Below are 18,996 nucleotides of genomic sequence, written 5' to 3'. Positions count from 1 at the left end.
CTTAATGCGAATAGTTATTATATCACTATACTGTAGGGGCGTGCCGACGGGCCTGAGCGCGTTGGCGTAATCGTACATTTTTAGGAATTGTACTAAGGAGACAGTGATGGCAGCCGTTCGAATTGAAAAAGACTCCATGGGGCCCATCGAAGTGCCGGCCGATCGGCTATGGGGCGCGCAAACTCAGCGTTCCCTGGCGCATTTTCGCATTTCCTCCGAAAAGATGCCGACCGCATTGATTCATGCACTGGCGCTGACCAAACGCGCCGCCGCCGGGGTAAACCGGGATCTGGGGCTGCTGCCTGCGGAACGCGCTGACGCCATTATCAACGCCGCCGATGAGGTGCTGGCGGACAAGCACCCGGACGAGTTCCCGCTGTCGATCTGGCAAACCGGTTCCGGCACCCAAACCAACATGAACATGAACGAAGTGCTGGCCAATCGCGCCAGCGAGCTGTTGGGCGGGGTACGCGGCGAAGAGCGGCGGGTACACCCAAACGATGACGTTAACAAGAGCCAGAGCTCCAACGACGTGTTCCCGACCGCGATGCACGTGGCGGCGGTGATAGCGGTGCGCGAACATCTGATCCCTGAACTGAAAGTGCTGCACAAAACGCTGAGCGACAAAGCGGAGGCCTTCCGCGATATCGTCAAAATCGGTCGCACCCATCTGCAGGACGCCACGCCGCTGACGCTCGGCCAGGAAATTTCCGGTTGGGCGGCGATGCTGCAGCACAATTTGCAGCACATTGAAGCCAGTATTCCGCACATTTGCGAGTTGGCGTTGGGCGGCACGGCGGTGGGCACCGGGCTGAACACCCATCCTGAATATGCGGTGCGCGTCGCCAGGGCGCTGGCCGACCTGACCCGGCAGCCGTTCGTTACCGCGCCCAACAAATTTGAAGCCTTGGCAACCTGTGATGCGCTGGTGCACGGCCACGGCGCGCTGAAAGGGCTGGCGGCTTCATTAATGAAAATTGCCAACGATGTGCGCTGGTTGTCCTCCGGCCCGCGCTGCGGCATTGGCGAGATTTCCATTCCGGAAAACGAACCGGGCAGCTCCATCATGCCGGGCAAGGTCAACCCGACCCAGTGCGAGGCGATGACCATGCTGTGCGCGCAGGTGATGGGCAATGACGTGGCGGTGAATATCGGCGGCGCCTCCGGCAACTTTGAGCTGAACGTGTTTCGTCCGATGGTGATCCACAACTATCTGCAGTCTATCCGGCTGCTGGCCGATGGCATGCAGGGCTTTAATGAGCACTGCGCGGTGGGCATCGAACCCAACCGCGATCGCATTACCCAGTTGCTGAATGAATCTTTGATGCTGGTGACCGCGTTGAATACCCATATTGGCTATGACAAAGCGGCGGAAATCGCCAAGAAAGCGCATAAAGAGGGGCTGACGCTAAAAGCCGCGGCGCTGAAGCTGGGTTACCTGACCGAAGAGCAATTCGACCAATGGGTGCGTCCGGAAGAGATGGTCGGCAGCATGAAGAAGTAATTGATTGAATGCGGGGTTAAGGGCTTACTTGCGGTAAGCCCTTTTTTTTTGGAGAAAAAAGTATGTCACGCACCGAGCGTTTACTGGATCTGATGCAGATCCTGCGGCGCCATCGTTATCCGGTCGCCGGCCATGCGCTGGCGCAGGAAATGAACATCAGCATGCGCACGCTGTATCGCGATATCGCCACGTTGCAGCAGCAGGGGGCGGAGATCGTCGGCGAAGTGGGGGTAGGCTATGTATTGCGGCCTGGTTTTATGCTGCCGCCGCTGATGTTCTCGCCGCAGGAAATCGAAGCGCTGGTGTTGGGAATGCGCTGGGTGGCGCGGCGTGGCGACACTCAACTGGCTGCGGCGTCGAATAATGCGCTGGCGAAAATTGCCGATGTCTTGCCCGCGATGCTGCGCGATGAACTGGAGGCCAACACCCTGTTGATTGGCCCGATAGACGCGGTGCAGGTAGCGGACGAAACGGTGGTGTTGATCCGTGATGTCATTCGCCAGGAGCGCAAGCTGGCCGTGGATTACTGCGATCGCGACGGCAGCGTCAGCGAACGCACCCTGTGGCCATTTGCGCTCGGCTATTTTGAACAGGTGCGCATGTTGGTCGCCTGGTGCGAGCTGCGCCAGGAGTTTCGCCATTTTCGGCTTGATCGCATTCGTTTGGCTACGCCGCTGGCGCAGCGCTACCCGCGTGGCCGCCGCATGTTGATGAAAGAGTGGTATAAAACCCAAGGTATTACTCCCCAATAAACCATATTCACTACTGCCAAAAACTGTCAGCAGGGCGGGCTAATTTATCGCTATCGGGAGCCGCCGGTTCCCTCCAGCCATGAGGACAGTCTGATGACAACCCCAAACATGACTCTGCTTTACGTCGATAGCCCGGAAAAAAGCGTCGTTTTCTATCGCCGGTTACTGGGGCGGGAGCCGGTGGAGTTTTCACCCACCTTCGCGCTGTTTGTACTGAACAACGGCTTCAAACTGGCGATGTGGTCGAAGCATACCGTAGAACCGGCCGCAACGGCTGCCGGTGGCGGCGGTGAGATTGGTTTTCTGTGCGAGCAACCGCAGCAAGTAGACGCGCTTTGTCAGCACTGGCGTGAGCTGGGGGTAGAAATTATCCAGCAACCGGTGTCGCTCGATTTCGGTTATGCCTTCGTCGCCACCGATCCGGACGGCCACCGCCTGCGGGGCTACGCGCTCAGCCGGTAGGCGCGTCGGTATACAGATGCAGCCGTTTAACCAGTAACCGCAGCGGTTTGGCATCCGGTTTGTACTTGTGTTTGACCGCCGCGGCGTCGTAATTGAGCAGTTCGCCAATCTTCGGTACCTGTGCGCCGCTTTCTACCTGGCACAGGGCGATCAGCGGCAGCGGGCAGGGGTGTTGCACCTGCTTTTGCTGCTCCTGATACCACACTCGGGCGATCGGCTGTACCTTCACCGGGCGTTTGATTTTCAACACCGCCTGTTGCGGCAGGCGGCTGACGTCATCGATCTCGCGGCTGACCAGTTCGGCCCACTGCTCGCGGTTATGCGGCGGCACCGCGCGCCCGGCCTTCAGGCTTTTTTCCAACTGCGCCAAAATATCGTCGCGTTTCACGTTTTTGATAATGTGTTTGTTGGCCCAGCCGAAGCGGACCGAATCCGGGTTACTCAGGGCGGTGATGGCGCGATAGGCGCTGAGGGTGATCAGGCCATGCAGATGAGTGTGGACGAAATCAAACCGCTGCTCCGGCGCCAGGCCTGAATCGACGGTGATAATCTGTTCCAGTTCGGCCTTCAGCCGATTAATCAGGGCGATCTGCGCCTGCAATGCCCGATATTGCGGCAGTTCCACCGCCAGACAGATCACGCCGGGCAAGCGTACCGCCGCCTTGCTGCTGACGTTGTGTTTATTGTGATGGATAAACAGCCGCTGATAATGTTCCAGCGCGAGGTCGCGCGCCGCCTGGCCGACATACTGCTCGACGGCTATCTGTTCCACCGCCGCGTGCTCTTTGCCTTTCTCGATTTCCGGCAGGCTGAATACCCGCGCCGCCAGCAGCCGCAGCGGCAGGATCTGCTGGTGGAGCGCGGCCAGAGCCTGCTCCAACTCGGTGAAACACGCATTCATCCTGCCGATTAGACCGTATTTATCCATCATTCACCTCGTATTTTAGTTACAACATACATTAAGAGAACAGCAAACGAAAGGGCAACCTCAGCCACAGTGATAGTACCAGGCTCCCAGTGGTCCAGCCTGGCAGGGGGATTAAGGTGGCCGCCTGTTTCAGCGTACAAGCAGGCGGCAAGGAGAAGGGGTCAGACGCGCGCCGCTTCCGGCAGTTTCTTCAGATAATGCACTACCAGCAGCGCCAGCAGCAGCATCACGCTGATAAATGCTACTACGCCGCTCCACCCGAAGCTGTGCCAGAACACGCCGCCGAGCGTACCGGCGACGCTGGAGCCGACGTAATAGCAGAACAGGTAAAGAGAAGACGCCTGGCCTTTGGCGCGTCTTGCGCGTCGGCCAATCCAACTGCTGGCAACCGAGTGGGCGGCAAAGAAACCTGCGGTAAACAGCATCATGCCGATAAAAATAATCGCTACCGGCGCCAATGCGGTAATCAGGATCCCGATCAGCATAATCACGATTGAAGCCAGCAGAACCGGGCCACGACCGAAACGAGAGGTCATCGCGCCAGCCTTCGGCGAGCTGTAAGAGCCGGTCAGATACACCACCGACAACAGGCCGACAATCGCCTGGCTGAGGTGATAAGGATCGGACAGCAGGCGGTAGCCGATGTAGTTGAACATGGTGACAAAACTGCCCATCAGCAGAAAGCCTTCGGCAAACAGCAGCGGCAGGCCCTTGTCGTGCCAATGCAGCCTGAAGTTAATCAGCAAGGTCCGCGGGCGCAGCGAACAGGCGCGGAAATGCGTAGAGGCGGGCAAAATGCGCCAGAACATGCAGGCGGCGGCCAGTGCGAACAGCCCGATAACCGCCAACGACGCGCGCCAGGAGAAGAAATCGGTCAGCACCCCGGTCACCAGGCGGCCGCTCATACCGCCGATCGAGTTGCCGCTGATGTAAAGCCCCATCGAAAAGGCGACAAAACTGGGGTGGATCTCTTCGCTTAAATAAGTCATGCCAACGGCCGCCACGCCGCTCAGCGACAGCCCAATCAGCGCACGCATCAGCAAGATACCGTGCCAACTGGTCATAAAGGCGCAAATCAGGGTGCATATTGCCGCCAGCAACAACGCCACCACCATCACCGATTTACGGCCGATGGCATCGGACAGCGGGCCGGTAAACATCAGGCCGACCGCCAGCAGGCCGGTAGAGGCCGAAAGCGACAGGCTGCTTTCCGCTGGCGAGATGCCAAAGTCCTGCGACAGAACCGGCAGGATCGGCTGCACGCAATACAGCAGGGCGAAGGTGGCCAACCCGGCGGAAAACAGCGCCAGGGTAACGCGCATAAACTGCGGCGTTCCGCGTTCGATGTAGGGGAGTTTATTCAGGGTGGAGCGTTTGGCTTTTGGCGCAGCAGCCGCATCGTCGTTGGCGGCCAGCGTCGACGGCATGTTCGCCGTAGAACGCACAGGGGTTGTCACAGTCTTTCCTTACCGAACTTCGGGCGATTTAAACAGGTACATCATGGGGTAACAAAATGATAGGGAGAGCCCAGTTTTTTGTCTAATATATTAATAATTCAAATTAAGACGTTTAAAGTATGAATATAGAGCTGAGACACCTGCGCTATTTTGTCGCTGTGGCGGAAGAATTGCATTTCGGTCGGGCGGCGGAACGTTTGCGCATTTCGCAACCGCCGCTCAGCCAGCAAATCCAGGCGCTGGAGGAAATGGTCGGTGCGCGTTTGTTGGCACGTAACAACCGCAATGTCAGCCTGACGCAGGCGGGGGAAATGTTCCTGAAAGAGGCTTATCAGGTGCTCGATCAGGTCGGCCGTGCGGCGGAGAAGGCCGCACGACTGGAGCGTGGCGAACTGGGCGAGTTGACCATTGGTTTCACCTCTTCGGCACCCTTTATCAGTGTGGTGTCGCGCAGTTTGCGGGCTTACCGCCAACAGCACCCGCAGGTGCATATAAAAATGCGCGAAGTGAACACCAAGCAACAGATCGAGCCGCTGCTTAACGGCGAGCTGGATCTGGGTGTGATGCGCAATACGCGCTTGCCGGACGTGCTGAAGCATCAACTGTTGCTATGCGAGCCATTGGTCGCGGTGGTGCCGGAAGGGCATCCGTTAACCCATATTGCGCCCGGCACGCTGCGTTTCCAGCATCTGGCGGCAGAACCCTTTGTGTTTTTCTCGCGAGAGGTGGGGACGGCATTGTATGACGAAATTTTGTCGCTGTTGGCCAAAGCGGGGATCACGCCTTATATCACCCAGGAAGTCGGCGAAGCGATGACCATCATCGGTCTGGTGTCTTCCGGGCTGGGCATCTCTATTCTGCCGGCGTCTTTTGGCCGGGTGAAAGTCGATGGGGTGAAATACCTGCCGCTGGCGGAGCCGGAGGCGGTGACCGAAGTCTGGCTGGTGCATCACCGCCAAAGAACTCTGACCGCGGCAGCCAAATCGCTGATGACACTGCTGCTGCCGTGACGGAACGCTGCGCAAATAAAACGCAATATGCGGCGAAAGCAGGGGGAATTTGTGCTGCAAATCACATAACGAATCAAATAGTTGACGCTGTATTACAAAAGCCCCACCATAGCCTCTAGTCTTTATTTAGAAGCGCGAAAAATAGTAGGAGCAGGTTTGTGATTGCTGTTGGACAGCCTGGGCATATCGATCAAATCAAACAAACAAATGCAGGGGCAGTTTATCGGCTAATCGATGAACTGGGCCCAATTTCGCGCATCGAACTGTCTAAACGCGCGCAACTCGCCCCCGCCAGCATCACCAAAATCGTACGCGAGTTGCTGGAAGCGCATCTGGTTAAAGAAAACGAATATCAGGAAGTCGGTAGTCGCGGGCGACCGGCGATAGGGCTGGTGCTGGACACCGAAGCCTGGCATTACCTTTCCGCCCGCATCAGCCGTGGCACCATTACGTTGGCGCTGCGCGATATCAGCAGCAAACTGGTGGTAGAAGAGCTTCTGCCGCTGGATGCCGAACACCCTGAACCGCTGCTGAAACGCATTCTCGGTGAAGTCGACCAGTTCTTTATTCGTCATCAAAGCAAACTTGAGCGTCTGACGGCGATCGCCATTACGCTGCCGGGCACGATTGATGTGGTTTCCGGCGTGGTGCACCGTATGCCGTTTTACGATGTCGTGGACATGCCGCTGGGCCCCGCGCTGGAAACGCGCACCGGGTTACCGGTCTACCTGCAGCACGATATCAGCGCCTGGACCATGGCCGAAGCGCTGTATGGCGCCTCGCGCGGCAGCCAGAACGTGATTCAGGTGGTGATCGACCACAGCGTCGGCGCAGGCGTGATCACCGGCGGGCGAGTGCTGCACGGCGGCAGCCACAGCGTGGTGGAGATTGGTCATACGCAGGTCGATCCTTACGGCAAACGCTGTTACTGCGGTAACCACGGTTGTCTGGAGACCGTCGCCAGTATTGAAAATATCCTGGAGATCGCCCAACAGCGTCTCGCAACCTCCATGAGCTCCAGCCTGCACGGTGCGCCGCTGACGGCAGAATCCCTGTGCGATGCGGCGCTGGCGGGCGATCAACTGGCCAAAGATATCATTCTGGGCGTGGGCCACAGCGTGGGGCGTATTCTGGCGATCATGGTCAACTTGTTCAATCCTGACAAAATCCTGGTCGGTTCACCGCTGAACCGCGCGGCGGAAATTCTGCATCCGGCCATCGTTTCTTGCATTCGTCAGCAATCGCTGCCGGCCTACAGCGACCATGTGCAGGTGGAATCCACCCAGTTCTTCAACAAGGGCACCATGCCCGGCGCCGCGCTGGTGAAGGAAGCCTTGTACAACGGCTCGTTGCTGGTACAACTGCTGCAAGGGTAATATCAGTAATACTTATCGTTTAACGATAAAAGATTGCGCTACCTCAAGCCCCGTTCGCTCAGCATCCCCTAAAATTTTCCCGTTCGTCTCCTTCGCCTTATCGTGGCGATATTTGGGTTAATGGAGCATTTCGGGGCAATTAAAACATGTTAAAGCGTTTATTTGTAACAGGCACGGATACCGACGTCGGTAAAACCGTGGTTTCCCGCGCCTTGCTGCAGGCGCTGGCCGCGCAGGGCCGTTCGGTCGCCGGCTATAAGCCGATAGCGGCGCGGTGTCAGGAAACCAGCGAAGGCATTCGCAATAAAGACGCTTTGGTTTTACAGGCATCTTCGACTCTGCCGCTGTCGTACGAGGAAATTAATCCCATCACCTGTCTGGATGAGGTGTTTCACGCTCATGCCACCGAGGATATCAACTACGGCGTGATGAGCAGCGGGTTGCAGAGTCTGTCCGCCAGAGCCGATACCGTGGTTGTGGAGGGCAGCGGTGGCTGGCGCGTGCTGATGAACGATCTGCGGCCCTATGCCGAGTGGGTGGTCCAGGAGCAATTGCCGGTGGTGTTGGTGGTGGGAATCAAACTGGGCTGCGTCAGCCATGCCTTATTGACCGCACAGTCGATCATTAATGACGGTTTACCTTTGTTGGGATGGGTGGCGAACCGGATTAATCCGGGGCTGGCGCATTACGCAGAAACTATCGAAGCCTTGCGCCAACGCATTCCTGCGCCGTTGTTGGGGGAAATTCCTTATCTGCCGCGCGCCGAGCAGCGCGAACTGGCGCACTATCTCGATATTTCACCACTGCTGAACCGCTAGGCATTGTGATAGACCGACACCGAACGCAAGCCGCGCGACAGGGTGGTGGCGATCACGCAGGCCAGCAGAATACCGGGCAATAGGGTGTACTCGCCGGTCATCTCAAACACCATCAGCGCGGCCATGATTGGCGCGTGAGTGGTGGCGGCCAACAGGGTCGCCATGCCGGTCAAGGCCATCAACAGCGGCACGGCAGCGCCCAGTTCGGGCCAGGTGGCGCACAACTGCCCAACCAGCGAACCCAGCGCAGCCCCGACAAACAGCGTGGGGGTGAACACGCCGCCGGGCGCGCCGGAACCACTGCTGGCAAGCACAGCCAGCAGCTTGCAGATCAAAATGGCGCCGACCAGCAATACGCCAGGCGGTGCGCTGAGCAGAGACTGCACTACGCTGTAGCCATTACCCCACACTTCAGGAAACAGCAGCGACAGCAAACCAACAATGAATCCGCCCAGCGCCAGTTGCAGCGGTGGCGTCAGGCGCAGTGAACGGAAAGCATGGCCGGAAGCCGACATCGCCCACAGGAACAGCGGGCCGCAGATGCCGGCCAGCACGCCGAGCAGCGCCATCAAGAGATATTGTACCGGCCAGGGCGCAGGCAGCGGTTCCACCAAATACAGCGGTGCCTGGCCACCGTTGAGCAAATTGGTCACCAGCAGCGCGCTGACGGCGGCAATCACTACCGGGCCGAGCGAAGCCAGCATCAGGGTGCCAAACAGAATTTCGGCGATAAACAGGCTGCCCGCCAGCGGTGCATGATAGGCGCTGGCCATACCGGCGGCCGCGCCGCAGGCCACCCACAGTTTCCACTCTTTCTCGTGGGTAAAGCGTTGGGCGAATACCGATCCCACCAGCGCCGCCAGCAGGATCATCGCGCCTTCGCGGCCGATGGCGCTGCCGCTGGACACCACCAGCAATGAAGCCAGGCATTTAACCAGGCTGGCGCTGACATCGAGCCGTCCGTCGCCGGTTTCTATCGCCTCCATATAATCGGTAGGCGCTATTTGCCGCTGATGCTGATAACGCTGATAAACCCACAGCAAGAAACCTGCCGCCAGGCCGCCCAGGGCCGGGGTCAAGGCTCTGCGCCAGTTCGGTAATGCGGCGGCGGCGGCCACCAGGCTGCCATCTTCGTGATCGAGCAACACCCACTCCAGCCCGAGCATGGCGCGGTGAAACAGCCAAACGACCAACGCGGCGGCAATGCCCAGAAAGATGGCGATAAACAGGCGGCGCAGCAGGGCGCGATAGTGATGCAGGTGGACCAATCGTTTCATGAGTCGGTAAAATCGTGAGAAAAATGAAAGGTTCAGCTGAGCATTGTGCTTGGCGGTCCGGCCGAAGGCCAGAGAATCTTTGCAGATCCGCCGCCGGGATCGTGGTTTCAACGGCGAAGCGATAAATCCCGTTCATTTTTTGGTGACGTTGTCACTAAATGTTCAAATGATGCGTTCTTCGCCATTGAAAACAGGGAAATAGACACAGCTTACGGCAGCGTTTAACCCGGCGGGTATAATTTGATGACAATAAAAATCCAGAGCCCAACAACGCTATGACAACTAACGACTCATCTGCACCCCTCGCTCATCGCCCACTGATTCTGATCGCCTGCATGCTGGCCATGTTTATGTCGGCCATCGAGGCGACCATTGTCGCCACGGCAATGCCGACCATCATCGGCGATCTCGGCGGTTTCTCGCTGCTGGGCTGGGTCTTTGCGGTCTATTTGCTGGCGCAGGCCATCACCATTCCGATCTATGGCCGGCTGGCGGATCTATTGGGCCGCAAGCGGGTGTTTTTCTTTGGCGCATCGCTGTTTTTACTGGGGTCGGTGTTGTGCGGTTTTTCGCCAAATATGTACTGGCTGATAGCTTTTCGGCTGTTGCAGGGGCTGGGTGCCGGGGCGATTATGCCGATCGCGACCACCATTATCGGCGATATCTACAGCGCGACCGAGCGGCCGAAGGTCATGGGCTATCTGTCCAGCGTGTGGGGCGTGTCGGCAATCATCGGCCCGCTGCTGGGGGCGTTTATCGTCCAGCACTTGCCCTGGGCGCTGGTGTTCTGGGTCAATTTGCCGATCGGCCTGCTGGCGATGTTTTTCCTCGGCCGCTATCTGCCCTCCAGTAAACAGGTGCGTAAACACGCGCTGGATCTGGCGGGCACGGCATGGCTGACGCTGTTTGTCGCGGCGCTGCTCATGTCGTTGCTGCAGGCGGAAAATCTGGGATGGTGGGTGTTGCCGCTGTTGTTGCTGGCGGCGGTTTCGCTGATGCTGCTGATCCGTCAGGAACGCTGTGCGCCCGAGCCGTTGTTCCCGCTGGCGTTGTGGCAAAGCCGGGTGATTGTAGCCGGCAATATTGGCGGGGTGGTGATCGGCGCGGCGATGATGGGTATCAGCGCCTTTCTGCCGACCTTTATTCAGGGCGTGATGGGCGGAACGCCGCTGGAAGCCGGGACCACATTGGCACTGATGTCGATTGGCTGGCCACTGGCCAGCACCCTGAGCGGGCGGCTGATGCTGATGACGTCTTATCGCACCACCGCGTTGCTGGGGGCGTTGCTGCTGCTGGCCGGCGGGTTGATCTTATTGCTGCTGCAGCCGAACGGCGGTCTGTTGTGGGGGCGGGTGGCGGCCTTTATGGTGGGTGCCGGCATGGGGTTGTGCAACACCACGTTTTTGGTTTCAGTGCAAAACGCCGCACATCACAGCATTCGCGGCATAGCCACCGCCTGTACGGTATTCACCCGGATGATGGGTTCGGCCATCGGCACCGCTATTCTGGGCGCTACGTTGAACCTTAACTTGCAGCACCGTCTGCCGCAAACCGTCGATCCGGTGCAGCAACTGATGGAGCCGGCAGTGCGCGGCGCCATGACGCCGGAAAAACTGGCGGATGTGATTCAGCAGGTGGCCGCTTCGTTGCATTGGGTGTTTTTGGTTTCCGCACTGATTTCGTTGCTGGCGCTGGCGGCGGCGATGTTGATCCCCGCGCGGCATCGGCCGCAGGGTGAGGGTGAAGAGGCGGAGCAGGCGTAAAGAAAAAGGTAAGGGCGCGGTTGCGCCCTGAACTGCGGTTATTGCGCGGTTTTGGTGTCCTGACTGGTGCCGGTCTGGGCCGCGTCACCGTTATCGTCACCGTTGCTCAGGCGGGTATAGACAATTTTCTGAGTGTCGTTTTCGCAGTGACCAACGACCAATCCGCCAGCCTGTTGTGCCTGGTCATTGGGCACGATATCCAGTTTGAAGCCGGATTCCGGCACGCCATTGTTGACAATTTTCTGTGAAATGTCCGCCTTCACGCTTTCGCATGAGGCCAGGGCTGCCAGGGGGGCTGCGGTCAGCAGCAGTGCACCCAGGATAAGCGTTTTTTTCATCAATTCGTCCTTATTTGAGCATGAGCTTCCGTTGTCACAATAGCAGCAATGGCGGCGGAGGTTAACGCTCGCCGCCGGCTGCGGCGAGATTAAGGATTAATCTGACGACCGGTCTGGCGATCCAGACACTTGCGGGTGTTCGGTTCCCAGTAGGCATTAACGTTCAGGCTGTCGTCGCAGCGGTCTTCGCTGTCGATTGCCTTGTCTACCTTGTCGAACTCTTTCTCGACGCGGGTGTTGACCTTATGGCGCAGAGATTTGGTGTCGTTAAACTGTTCTTTGCTCTGGCGAGCGGCTTCGGTACTCATGGCACCGCTGTTACTGCCATCGACGGTCACGCAGGTGCTGCCCTGAGTACAGGTGGCAGCCAACGCAGGAGCCTGCCAGGCACCCATCAGCATCAACATGGCGACCGGCAGCATCCCGCGCAGCAGTCGTGGTGCAGAAAGTGTTTTCATCGTTTCATCCTTATGAGTTAGTGTTGCCGGAGGAAGGCAACACCGGCTTAATCGCGCCCGCAGGCGTGACAATAAATATACCACCGAGCCCTGAGGCTGCACCAGCCAAGCGCCGCTTCGTTTACTTTACTGAGAGAAAAGCATTGCCCATGTTAAAGACTACTTTGCTATTTTTCGCCACCGCGTTAGCCGAAATTATAGGCTGTTTCTTGCCCTACCTGTGGCTGAAAAAAAACGCCGGCGTTTGGCTGTTGCTGCCGGCCGCCGCCAGTTTGATGCTGTTTGTCTGGCTGTTGACGCTGCATCCGGCAGCCAGCGGGCGAGTCTATGCGGCTTATGGCGGCGTTTATGTGGCAACGGCGCTGCTGTGGTTGCGGGTGGTGGATGGGGTTAAACTGTCGGCGCTGGATTGGTTGGGCGCCGGTGTGGCGCTGGCGGGGATGTTGATTATCGTTTCAGGCTGGCGTGCCGCCGGGTAACCCGGCGGCACGGGAAGCGTCAGGACTCGCGGTGGATATTCAACCCGGCGAAGGACTGGCTGACCGGCATGATTTCCAGCGTATTGATATTGACGTGTGCCGGCAGGGTGGCAACCCAGAACACCGACTCGGCGATATCTTCCGGCGTTAGCGCATTGGCACCGTCGTAGATCTTGTCAACTTTGCCATCATCGCCTTTGAAGCGCACGTTGGAGAACTCGGTACCGCCCACCAGGCCAGGCTCAATGTCGGTGACGCGGATACGCGTACCGTGCAGATCGGCCCGCAGACCCAGGCTGAATTGTTTGACGAAAGCCTTGGTCGCGCCGTAAACGTTGCCACCGGCATACGGCCAGTTGGCGGCGACGGAGCCGATGTTGATCACATGGCCAATGTTGCGTTCGACCATCGCCGGCAGCAGGGCGCGGGTCATGTTCACCAGGCCTTTGGTGTTGGTGTCGATCATGGTATCCCAATCTTCGGCGTCGGCTCTGTGCGCAGGTTCCAACCCCAACGCCAGGCCGGCGTTATTCACCAGCACGTCGATCTGGCGCAGAGCGGCAGGCAGTTCGTCGATCACCTGCTGAATTGCGGCGCGGTTGCGTACGTCCAGGCGGACGATATGCAGCGCGTCACCCAATTCGTCTTTCAACTCTTCCAGACGTTCAACGCGGCGGCCGGTGGCAATGACCTGGTGGCCTTCGCGGATAAAACGCCGTGTGATAGCCTCGCCAAAACCTGATGTGGCGCCCGTGACAAAAATGATCATGTGACTGTTCCTCAAGTGTTTATACCCTACATGCTATAGGATTAGCATAATCCCACATCAAGTGGCAGCGGTTATCTGCGTGTGCGGTAAAAAACAGTCATCGATGCCGGAAAACGGGCGCTTTTCGGTGCGTTGGCAACGAAAGGAGAAGGAGGCCTGGCCGCTAAACGATTATCAAGGGCCGGGCCGGTAAACCTTTAACGCTGTGGTGGAATCTGGTAGACCACGCAGTCGTATTTGGTGTTTTCGCGCCGGCCGGCGACCACGCCGCCGAGGGATTCAGCGATGCGTCGGCTGGGGGTGTTTTGCTCGGCCACCGGATAGATAAAGTGTTGTGGCCGGTAGCGCTCGCTGGCCCAGATCGCTATGGCGTGGACAATTTCGCGGCCATAGCCGTTGCCGTGCTGAGTCTCTTTTACCCAAATGCCCAGCTCCGGCGTTTGGCTGTGCAGATCGTGCGCGCCGCCCATGCCGACAAACTGTTTGGTGTCGTGCAGACGGGCGATAAAAATCACTTCCTCGCCTTCACGGATCAGCGGTAACCAGGCTTGCCAGACGTTGGCGAAGGCTTCCGGCGACGCCTCAGGTTCAAAATTCATAAAGCGCGTCAAGGTTGGGGTAATCGCCTGGTAAACCTCGTCGGCGTCTGCTGCGGTAAATGGAGCAATCACCAACCGGTCGGTATTAAGGCGGCACTGAGAAAGGTCACTGTGAATCATTATTATTACCTCGCTTTTCAGGCCAAAACGGCAAAAAATCCGCGCCCGTCAAAACGGGGCGGATCATCGATACTACGTTGATTAACGGCAGATGCGACTTATTTTTGCTGCAGGTGCGGAGCAAGCAGAAGCAGGTCGGCGTCCGACAGACGGTCCGGTGCGGTGGCGGCCTGGTGCCAATAAGGATAAATCAACGGCGGACGGCTCACTTCCTCCAGCCGCTGCAGCTCTTCTTCGCTCAGGGTTAGATTGGCGGCTTGCAGGTTGTCCTGCAGTTGATTGTCGTTGCGCGCGCCGATCACCACCGAGGTGATAGTGGGCTGCGCCAGCAGCCAGGCCAGGGCGACTTGGGCAGCAGACACGCCGTGCGACCGGGCGATATCCACCAGTACGTCGACGATATCGTACAGCCGCTCCTCGTCGCGTACCGGCGGCTCGCCCCAGTTGGCCAGGTGGCGGGTGCCTGCCGGCGCAGGTTGATTGCGGCGGTATTTGCCGGAAAGCAAACCGCCGGCCAGCGGGCTCCACACCAGGACGCCGACGTCCTGATCCGCTGCTATCGGCAGCAGTTCATACTCTGCCTCGCGGGCCTGCAGCGTGTAATGAATCTGCTGGCTGACCGGCCGCACCAGGCCCAAATGTTCGGCGGCGCCCAGGTGTTTCATCAGGTGCCAGCCGGAAAAGTTGGATACGCCGACGTAACGCACCTTGCCGCTGCTGACCAAATGCTCCAGCGCGCGCAGGGTTTCTTCAACCGGCGTCACGCCGTCCCATTCATGCAGTTGATACAAGTCGAGATAATCTGTGTTCAGCCGCCGCAGACTGGCTTCGCAGGCGCGGATCAAATGATGGCGAGACAGCCCCGCGTCGTTCGGGCCGGCGCCCATTGGGAAGCGCGCCTTGCTGGCGACCAGCACCTGCTGACGTTTTTTGCCCAGCGCCTGGCCCAGGATCTCTTCCGCCTTGCCGGCGGAATAGACGTCGGCGGTATCGAACAGGTTAATGCCTGCGTCGATACAGCGGTCTATCTGGCTGCGGGCTTCGTCAACGCCGGTATCGCCGGTTTTGGCGAATTTGCCTGCGCCGCCAAAGGTCATGGTGCCGAGACTCAGCGCCGAAACTTTCAGGCCGGAATGGCCAAGCTGACGGTATTGCATCGTTTAACTCCTTGCCTTGGTTGCCGTGGATTCGTCAGCGCCGGTCGGAGCAGACGAAGGGGATTTTTTCCGGCGAACTTCGCTGCCGGCCTCGGGATTCAACGTCAAGCTGTCTACCACCGCCAGCAGGGCGATGACGCCGATAACCCCAAACGCCAACTGGAAATCGACCAGCGGCAGGCGATCGGGCGACTGCGGTATCAGCATTTCCGCCAACCGCAGCGCCAACGCACCGATGGCGATGCCCAGGCCACTGCCCATTTGCTGCGACACAGTGAACAGGGTATTGGCACCGCTCATCTGCGGCTGCGGCACTTCGGAAAATGCCAGCGTATTCAGCGCGGTGAACTGCATGGAACGCGTCAACCCGCTGACGAACAACAACGCCACGATCAGCCAGGTCGGGGTCTGCGGCGTCAACAACGCGCAGGCAAAAATGGTGGCGGCGTTCAGCAGCCCATTTACTACCAGCGTGGTGCGAAAGCGGAAACGGTAGAGTATGGCAGAGGTAAAAGGCTTCATCGCCAAATTACCGGCAAACACCGCCAGTACCAGCAACCCGGCGTCGAAGGCGTTGAGGCCAAAACCGATCTGGAACAGCAGCGGCAGCAAAAAGGGCACGGCGCCAATGGCGATGCGGAACAAGGCGCCACCCCAAATGGTGACGGCGTAACTTTTTATTCGCATTGCCCACAGATTGATCAACGGGTGTGCGGCGCGTTTGGCGTGGCGCACCGCCAGCGCGCCCAGCGCCAGGCTACCGAGGATGCACAGTACCGGCACCAGCCAGGAGAGCTGCGGGTGGTTGATCAAGTCCAGGCCGAATATCAGGCCAAAACAGGCGATGCCGGTCAGCATGAAGCCGGTGGCGTCAAACGGCACGCCTTTTTGCGGCGCTTCCTGTGGGATCAACCGCCAGGCCAGCCACAGCGCGGCGACGCCCAGCGGTACATTGAGAAGAAAAATCCAGTGCCATGACGCGTAGGTGGTAATAAAACCGCCGACCGGCGGGCCGAGGATCGGCGCCACCAGCCCCGGCCAGGTAATGGTGGCGATGGCTTTTATCAGGTCCGGTTTGGCGGTATTGCGCAGCACCACCAGTCGGCCGACCGGCACCATCAGCGCGCCGCCAAAGCCTTGCAAAATGCGGGCGGCGGTGAAAGTGGGCAGATTAACGCTGGCGGCACACAGCACCGAGGCCAGGGTAAAAATCACTACCGCAGCGGCAAAGACATTGCGCGCGCCGAAGCGGTTGGCGATCCAGCCGCTGGCGGGAATAAACACCGTCAGCGTCAGAATATAGGCGGAAATACCGATGTTCATGTCCACCGCTCGCACGCCAAAAGCGGCTGCCATCTGCGGCATCGCGGTAACAATCACCGTACCATCGAGGTTTTCCATAAAGAAGGCGCCGGCCACCAATAACGGCAGCGCGCTGGCACGTGAAAACCAGCTCATGGCAAAGCGCGCCGGGCAGAGCACAGACAGAATGCAGGCATGACAAGAAACTCCGTTTCAAAAAATTTAATCCGGACGAGTTTTCGAGCATAGCGCATCGTACACAGGTTAAAAAGAGGTTAAGCGGGTGATGATTAGCGAGCGCAGCGATCTGCGCTCGCAGAGGGGGAACAGCCTGTTTCGGCCGATTTTTCAGGCAGAAGTCACCGGCAATCACTACTCAACTTTCGCTCAATCGCTGGCCGCTGGCGGCGTCGAACAGGTGGATCGCGTCGATGTTGGGCGCCAGCCACAACGGCTGGCCGTTTTCGGCGTTGATTCTGCCGCTGAACTGCACATGCAACCGATAACCGCCCCAGGTCAGGTGCAGCAGACTGACGTCACCGGTGATCTCCATCAGCCGAAGCTGGGCGGGCGGCTGCTCGCTGACATCCACCAGCAGGAAATCGTGCGGGCGCAACCCGAGGATCACTTTACTGCCCGGCACCGCCTGCCGCCATTTATCGGGCAGCGGCAACCACAGCTCACCGCAGGTTACGCCGGGGCGATCGCCGCGCGGCGTGACGATGCCGTCCAACAGGTTCATCGGAGGCGAACCGATAAAGCGTGCCACAAAGGTGTTGGCGGGCGCGTCGTAGATCTCCAGTGGCCGGCCCTGTTGCACGATATTGCCGTCTTTCATCACCACGATTTGATCGGCCAGCGTCATCGCCTCAATCTGATCGTGAGTGACGTACACCGTGGTGGTTTTGAACTGCTGATGCAGCGATTTAATCTCGGCGCGCAGCTCCATGCGCAACTGGGCATCGAGGTTGGACAACGGCTCATCGAACAGAAAGACCTTCGGATTGCGCACCATGGCACGGCCCATCGCCACCCGCTGGCGCTGACCGCCGGACAGCTCTTTCGGATAGCGCTGCAACAGGTGATCGATCGCCAGAATGCGCGCCGCCTGCTGTACTTTGCTCTGCTGCTCGCTTTTGCTGACCTTCATGACCTGCATATGAAACGCCATGTTTTCCTCCACCGTCAGGTGCGGATAGAGCGCATAGCTCTGGAACACCATGGCGATATCGCGATCGGCGGGGTCCAGATCGTTAATCTTCTTTTTATCCAGCAGGATAGCGCCATCGGATAGCGTATCCAGCCCGGCCAGCAACCGCAGCAACGTGGATTTGCCGCAACCGGAGGGGCCGACCAGCACGGTAAAACTGCCGTCGGGAATGATCAGATCCAGCGGGTTAAGCACCCGCTGCTTGCCATAATATTTGGCGACTTTCACCAGTTCTACGCTTGCCATCAGATCATCTCTCCGGCGCAGGTTTTCAGGGTGTTCCAGTCCAGATATTGGCGCGGCGAGCTGCTGATGGCGTGGCTGGCGGCGCGAATGCCCCAGCGCAACGCCACCGTGGCCGAATGGCCGTGCAGGCAGGCGGTCAGGAACCCGGCATTGAAACTGTCGCCGGCGCCGATGGTGTCGACCACCTTGATCGGGTGCGCCGCTGCCTGCAGCAGCCGTTCGCCGCACCACATGCGTGCGCCGTCCGGGCCGCATTTCACCACGCAGGCGGCATCGGCCGGTTGTTGGCGGTTCAGGGTGCGGGCGGCGGTGTACAGATCTTCATGGCCCGCCATGCCGCAGGTCTCCACTTCATTCAGCAGCAGAATGTCGCAGAACGGCAACCAGTCGGCGATCTGCCCGCGCAGCGCGTCGCTCCAACCCTGCGGTGGCCAGCCGGTATCCACCGCAATGCGGTAGCCGCGCTGGCGCAGGGTTTGCAACAGCGCCGGGTAATCTACCAGCAAGGTGCTGCACAGGAAGGTACCGCATAACAGCACGGTGTCGCCGTTGCCGGCGAACAGCGGGATCTGGTGCAGCACGTCGTCCTGGCTCAGGCGGGTAATATGCCCTTGATTGCTGAAAAAGGTGCGCTCGTTGTCGGGGTGCGTCACGCCGAAGGTCAGCGAGGTTTCGCAGCTGTAGGTCGGCCAATACAGCGAACTTTCCGGGAACAGCTGCGCCAGCCAGGGGCTGAAATAGTCGTTGCCCTGATTGGCCACCAGCCGATAAGGCGTCTCCAGCGCCGCCAAAGCCAGCGCACAGTTGCCGGCCGAGCCGCCGGGGCGCAGCTCGCTGTGATCCAGCATCGCCTCGGTGCCTTTCTGCGGCCACTGGTGCAGGGTGCTCATGATCACGTCGACGTTGATATTACCGACCACGTACAGGGTGGGTCTGGTGTTGGTATTCATCATGTCAATTTTTTCCCTTTT

General features: G+C 58.9%; 19 protein-coding genes. 8 read left to right on the top strand and 11 right to left on the bottom strand.

The window, feature by feature from the left end; all coding sequences use genetic code 11:
• Positions 1-106 precede the first annotated feature (106 nt).
• The 3 genes from fumC (at position 107) to D4100_RS02900 (ending at position 2,718) form a co-directional block, all read left to right on the top strand.
• A complete protein-coding gene (gene fumC, locus D4100_RS02910) occupies positions 107-1,504 on the top strand; it encodes a class II fumarate hydratase (RefSeq protein ID WP_119803008.1) in 1,398 nt (465 codons plus the stop codon).
• Positions 1,505-1,566: 62 nt separating this feature from the next.
• Positions 1,567-2,256 carry a helix-turn-helix transcriptional regulator gene (locus D4100_RS02905; RefSeq protein WP_006322596.1) on the top strand — a complete coding sequence of 230 codons (690 nt, stop codon included), beginning with the start codon at positions 1,567-1,569 and terminating at the stop codon, positions 2,254-2,256.
• Between the two features lie 93 nt (positions 2,257-2,349).
• On the top strand, positions 2,350-2,718 hold the full coding sequence (locus D4100_RS02900) for a VOC family protein (RefSeq protein WP_119803006.1): 369 nt from the start codon (positions 2,350-2,352) through the stop codon (positions 2,716-2,718).
• Here D4100_RS02900 and tus read toward each other — a convergent pair.
• Entirely contained in the window at positions 2,708-3,646 is a 939-nt protein-coding gene (gene tus, locus D4100_RS02895) for a DNA replication terminus site-binding protein (RefSeq protein ID WP_119803004.1), read from the bottom strand. The two genes, D4100_RS02900 and tus, sit on opposite strands and share 11 nt — an antisense overlap.
• 161 nt (positions 3,647-3,807) lie before the next feature.
• Positions 3,808-5,073, bottom strand: a complete 1,266-nt coding sequence (locus tag D4100_RS02890; RefSeq protein ID WP_199685664.1) for an MFS transporter — start codon at positions 5,071-5,073, stop codon at positions 3,808-3,810.
• Between the two features lie 149 nt (positions 5,074-5,222).
• On the opposite strand from D4100_RS02890, the gene D4100_RS02885 reads away from it, so the two are divergent.
• The 3 genes from D4100_RS02885 (at position 5,223) to bioD (ending at position 8,307) form a co-directional block, all read left to right on the top strand.
• Positions 5,223-6,113, top strand: a complete 891-nt coding sequence (locus D4100_RS02885; protein ID WP_006322592.1) for a LysR family transcriptional regulator — start codon at positions 5,223-5,225, stop codon at positions 6,111-6,113.
• Positions 6,114-6,271: 158 nt separating this feature from the next.
• Positions 6,272-7,489 (top strand): sugar metabolism global transcriptional regulator Mlc, encoded by a 1,218-nt coding sequence (gene mlc / locus D4100_RS02880; RefSeq protein ID WP_006322591.1) that lies wholly within the window; start codon positions 6,272-6,274, stop codon positions 7,487-7,489.
• A 146-nt stretch (positions 7,490-7,635) separates the two neighbouring features.
• A complete protein-coding gene (gene bioD, locus D4100_RS02875; protein ID WP_006322590.1) occupies positions 7,636-8,307 on the top strand; it encodes a dethiobiotin synthase in 672 nt (223 codons plus the stop codon).
• On the opposite strand, the gene clcB is transcribed toward bioD, so the two are convergent.
• Positions 8,304-9,584: a voltage-gated ClC-type chloride channel ClcB gene (gene clcB, locus D4100_RS02870; RefSeq protein ID WP_006322589.1), complete on the bottom strand. Its 1,281-nt coding sequence runs from the start codon at positions 9,582-9,584 to the stop codon at positions 8,304-8,306. The genes bioD and clcB overlap by 4 nt on opposite strands.
• 275 nt (positions 9,585-9,859) lie before the next feature.
• Between clcB and D4100_RS02865 the strand changes: the two genes are divergently transcribed.
• Positions 9,860-11,347 carry an MDR family MFS transporter gene (locus D4100_RS02865; RefSeq protein WP_119803000.1) on the top strand — a complete coding sequence of 496 codons (1,488 nt, stop codon included), beginning with the start codon at positions 9,860-9,862 and terminating at the stop codon, positions 11,345-11,347.
• A gap of 38 nt (positions 11,348-11,385) precedes the next feature.
• On the opposite strand, the gene D4100_RS02860 is transcribed toward D4100_RS02865, so the two are convergent.
• Together D4100_RS02860 and D4100_RS02855 are read right to left on the bottom strand one after the other, a co-directional pair.
• Positions 11,386-11,685 (bottom strand): DUF1161 domain-containing protein, encoded by a 300-nt coding sequence (locus D4100_RS02860; protein WP_006322587.1) that lies wholly within the window; start codon positions 11,683-11,685, stop codon positions 11,386-11,388.
• An 89-nt stretch (positions 11,686-11,774) separates the two neighbouring features.
• Positions 11,775-12,143 (bottom strand): DUF1283 family protein, encoded by a 369-nt coding sequence (locus D4100_RS02855; RefSeq protein WP_006322586.1) that lies wholly within the window; start codon positions 12,141-12,143, stop codon positions 11,775-11,777.
• Between the two features lie 149 nt (positions 12,144-12,292).
• Between D4100_RS02855 and D4100_RS02850 the strand changes: the two genes are divergently transcribed.
• Entirely contained in the window at positions 12,293-12,622 is a 330-nt protein-coding gene (locus D4100_RS02850) for a YnfA family protein (RefSeq protein WP_004944027.1), read from the top strand.
• Between the two features lie 19 nt (positions 12,623-12,641).
• On the opposite strand, the gene ydfG is transcribed toward D4100_RS02850, so the two are convergent.
• The 6 genes from ydfG to D4100_RS02820 all read right to left on the bottom strand — a co-directional run bounded on the left by ydfG (position 12,642) and on the right by D4100_RS02820 (position 18,978).
• Positions 12,642-13,391, bottom strand: coding sequence for a bifunctional NADP-dependent 3-hydroxy acid dehydrogenase/3-hydroxypropionate dehydrogenase YdfG (ydfG, locus tag D4100_RS02845; RefSeq protein WP_065506258.1), 750 nt, complete (start codon positions 13,389-13,391; stop codon positions 12,642-12,644).
• 197 nt (positions 13,392-13,588) lie between these two features.
• Positions 13,589-14,110: a GNAT family N-acetyltransferase gene (locus D4100_RS02840; RefSeq protein WP_119802998.1), complete on the bottom strand. Its 522-nt coding sequence runs from the start codon at positions 14,108-14,110 to the stop codon at positions 13,589-13,591.
• Positions 14,111-14,208: 98 nt separating this feature from the next.
• Positions 14,209-15,267, bottom strand: coding sequence for an aldo/keto reductase (locus D4100_RS02835; RefSeq protein ID WP_119802996.1), 1,059 nt, complete (start codon positions 15,265-15,267; stop codon positions 14,209-14,211).
• 3 nt (positions 15,268-15,270) lie between these two features.
• On the bottom strand, positions 15,271-16,725 hold the full coding sequence (locus D4100_RS02830) for an MFS transporter (RefSeq protein ID WP_119802994.1): 1,455 nt from the start codon (positions 16,723-16,725) through the stop codon (positions 15,271-15,273).
• A gap of 220 nt (positions 16,726-16,945) precedes the next feature.
• Entirely contained in the window at positions 16,946-18,025 is a 1,080-nt protein-coding gene (locus D4100_RS02825; protein WP_065506262.1) for an ABC transporter ATP-binding protein, read from the bottom strand.
• Positions 18,025-18,978 carry a carbohydrate kinase family protein gene (locus tag D4100_RS02820; RefSeq protein WP_119802992.1) on the bottom strand — a complete coding sequence of 318 codons (954 nt, stop codon included), beginning with the start codon at positions 18,976-18,978 and terminating at the stop codon, positions 18,025-18,027. Before D4100_RS02820 ends, D4100_RS02825 begins: the two co-directional genes overlap by 1 nt.
• Positions 18,979-18,996 lie beyond the last annotated feature (18 nt).

Origin of the sequence: Serratia inhibens, assembly GCF_003591175.1 — a bacterium.
GTDB lineage: Bacteria > Pseudomonadota > Gammaproteobacteria > Enterobacterales > Enterobacteriaceae > Serratia > Serratia inhibens.
This window is presented reverse-complemented; position numbering and strand designations above follow the sequence as displayed.

What these genes read in the sequence shown, in the direction of transcription:
- fumC (WP_119803008.1), top strand. Translation starts at nt 107, where the DNA reads ATGGCAGCCGTTCGAATTGAAAAAGACTCCATGGGGCCCATCGAAGTG.
- D4100_RS02905 (WP_006322596.1), top strand. Translation starts at nt 1,567, where the DNA reads ATGTCACGCACCGAGCGTTTACTGGATCTGATGCAGATCCTGCGGCGC.
- D4100_RS02900 (WP_119803006.1), top strand. Translation starts at nt 2,350, where the DNA reads ATGACAACCCCAAACATGACTCTGCTTTACGTCGATAGCCCGGAAAAA.
- tus (WP_119803004.1), bottom strand. Translation starts at nt 3,646, where the DNA reads ATGGATAAATACGGTCTAATCGGCAGGATGAATGCGTGTTTCACCGAG.
- D4100_RS02890 (WP_199685664.1), bottom strand. Translation starts at nt 5,073, where the DNA reads ATGCCGTCGACGCTGGCCGCCAACGACGATGCGGCTGCTGCGCCAAAA.
- D4100_RS02885 (WP_006322592.1), top strand. Translation starts at nt 5,223, where the DNA reads ATGAATATAGAGCTGAGACACCTGCGCTATTTTGTCGCTGTGGCGGAA.
- bioD (WP_006322590.1), top strand. Translation starts at nt 7,636, where the DNA reads ATGTTAAAGCGTTTATTTGTAACAGGCACGGATACCGACGTCGGTAAA.
- clcB (WP_006322589.1), bottom strand. Translation starts at nt 9,584, where the DNA reads ATGAAACGATTGGTCCACCTGCATCACTATCGCGCCCTGCTGCGCCGC.
- D4100_RS02865 (WP_119803000.1), top strand. Translation starts at nt 9,860, where the DNA reads ATGACAACTAACGACTCATCTGCACCCCTCGCTCATCGCCCACTGATT.
- D4100_RS02860 (WP_006322587.1), bottom strand. Translation starts at nt 11,685, where the DNA reads ATGAAAAAAACGCTTATCCTGGGTGCACTGCTGCTGACCGCAGCCCCC.
- D4100_RS02855 (WP_006322586.1), bottom strand. Translation starts at nt 12,143, where the DNA reads ATGAAAACACTTTCTGCACCACGACTGCTGCGCGGGATGCTGCCGGTC.
- D4100_RS02850 (WP_004944027.1), top strand. Translation starts at nt 12,293, where the DNA reads ATGTTAAAGACTACTTTGCTATTTTTCGCCACCGCGTTAGCCGAAATT.
- ydfG (WP_065506258.1), bottom strand. Translation starts at nt 13,391, where the DNA reads ATGATCATTTTTGTCACGGGCGCCACATCAGGTTTTGGCGAGGCTATC.
- D4100_RS02840 (WP_119802998.1), bottom strand. Translation starts at nt 14,110, where the DNA reads ATGATTCACAGTGACCTTTCTCAGTGCCGCCTTAATACCGACCGGTTG.
- D4100_RS02835 (WP_119802996.1), bottom strand. Translation starts at nt 15,267, where the DNA reads ATGCAATACCGTCAGCTTGGCCATTCCGGCCTGAAAGTTTCGGCGCTG.
- D4100_RS02830 (WP_119802994.1), bottom strand. Translation starts at nt 16,725, where the DNA reads ATGAGCTGGTTTTCACGTGCCAGCGCGCTGCCGTTATTGGTGGCCGGC.
- D4100_RS02825 (WP_065506262.1), bottom strand. Translation starts at nt 18,025, where the DNA reads ATGGCAAGCGTAGAACTGGTGAAAGTCGCCAAATATTATGGCAAGCAG.
- D4100_RS02820 (WP_119802992.1), bottom strand. Translation starts at nt 18,978, where the DNA reads ATGATGAATACCAACACCAGACCCACCCTGTACGTGGTCGGTAATATC.